This is a genomic window from Vibrio sp. 10N.261.52.A1 (assembly GCF_002876325.1).
Taxonomy (GTDB): Bacteria; Pseudomonadota; Gammaproteobacteria; order Enterobacterales; family Vibrionaceae; genus Vibrio; species Vibrio chagasii.
This window is the reverse complement of sequence record NZ_MCYD01000600.1, coordinates 1-1165: the sequence shown is the minus strand read 5'-3', so window position 1 is coordinate 1165 and position 1165 is coordinate 1. Positions and strand designations below refer to the sequence as shown.

Genomic DNA, 1165 nt, shown 5'->3' with positions numbered 1-1165 from the left:
TCATTAACTGCAATTAATAGCTTTTATGAATTAATGAGCTGAGTAACATTGTCCATATCATGATGCACCAATTTAAGGCAATACGGGCTATACACAAGAGAAAAGTAGGGTTAAAGGACTAGATTATGGGTGAGTGTCAAAGTTGTAAAATCGAACAGCTTTGATCTTTGCATAGAAATGATATCTACTTCTCAAAATACATTCAAAACACCAAGTTGTTGTTATTTTACCTAAGTTAACTTTTGGATAAATAATGAGCGCATGAAAAATAGATTATTGTAAAATATTGGGATGAAGGTCTAGAATTTGTATTTTAAGTACAAAGAGAAAAACTGACCGATATTTTTATTGCCACTGAAGTACCGCATAAAGCTGAAGGTACTTGCGGACTAATTGCTGATTACCGGAACGTTTTAAGGGATGGCCGAATTTTATAAAACAAGGGCTAATCCTAAAGTTATTGTTTAGGTCAGCAGCGAATTGAGAATCGCTCTCTCTAAGTGTAATACCTTGCTGGCTGTACTCGTTTATCTCATCAGGCAACTCACCCATCCACCAGTGCAGTAACTCTCCACTATTCTTGCTGCGGCTAATCCAATGGTCAGACACGATAATCAAGAGGTCATTGGGTTGAATTGCAAACCCATATTCCTGTTGCCAGTTATGAATATCTAACATCAATTTTTTACGACAGGTCTTTCCCGCGCTGACCATATGATGGCTGATCACCCAAACGGTCCCAATCTCCGACGAGATTCGAAAGTGTCGAGGGGTATCTCCGGAAGAAAGCATTTCTAAAGGGCTAATGTTACTTGCGTGATTAAAGCTTACGAAGGTGTGCTCCATTCGGCGTGCGAATGCTTTTCCGATGTGATGCTCACTGATCCCTTGGTTGTGCACAGTAGGGTAATGGTGTTCACATAGCTTTAGGCAATCGTCTTGAAACTGATTAACGCTTTTAATCACGAGATCTAATAACAATGAAGTCCCTTATACATAGTTACTATCTTATTGATGGGAAATAGTACGGTAATTGATGTGTCATTACCTATTAGCAAAGTCCGAGTTCTTGATCCCTATATCAAAATTAGCGTTTGCCGAGCGATTTTCTGGATAGCACTGGCACTTCGTAGGTCTGTATTCTAAATTATCAGGAATTCTAATC

1 protein-coding gene is annotated in these 1165 nt (G+C 38.8%); it reads right to left on the bottom strand.

The features are described from left to right. Positions 1 to 345: 345 nt before the first annotated feature. Positions 346 to 981, bottom strand: a complete 636-nt coding sequence (locus BCT81_RS10355; RefSeq protein WP_102424105.1) for a hypothetical protein — start codon at positions 979 to 981, stop codon at positions 346 to 348. Positions 982 to 1165 lie beyond the last annotated feature (184 nt).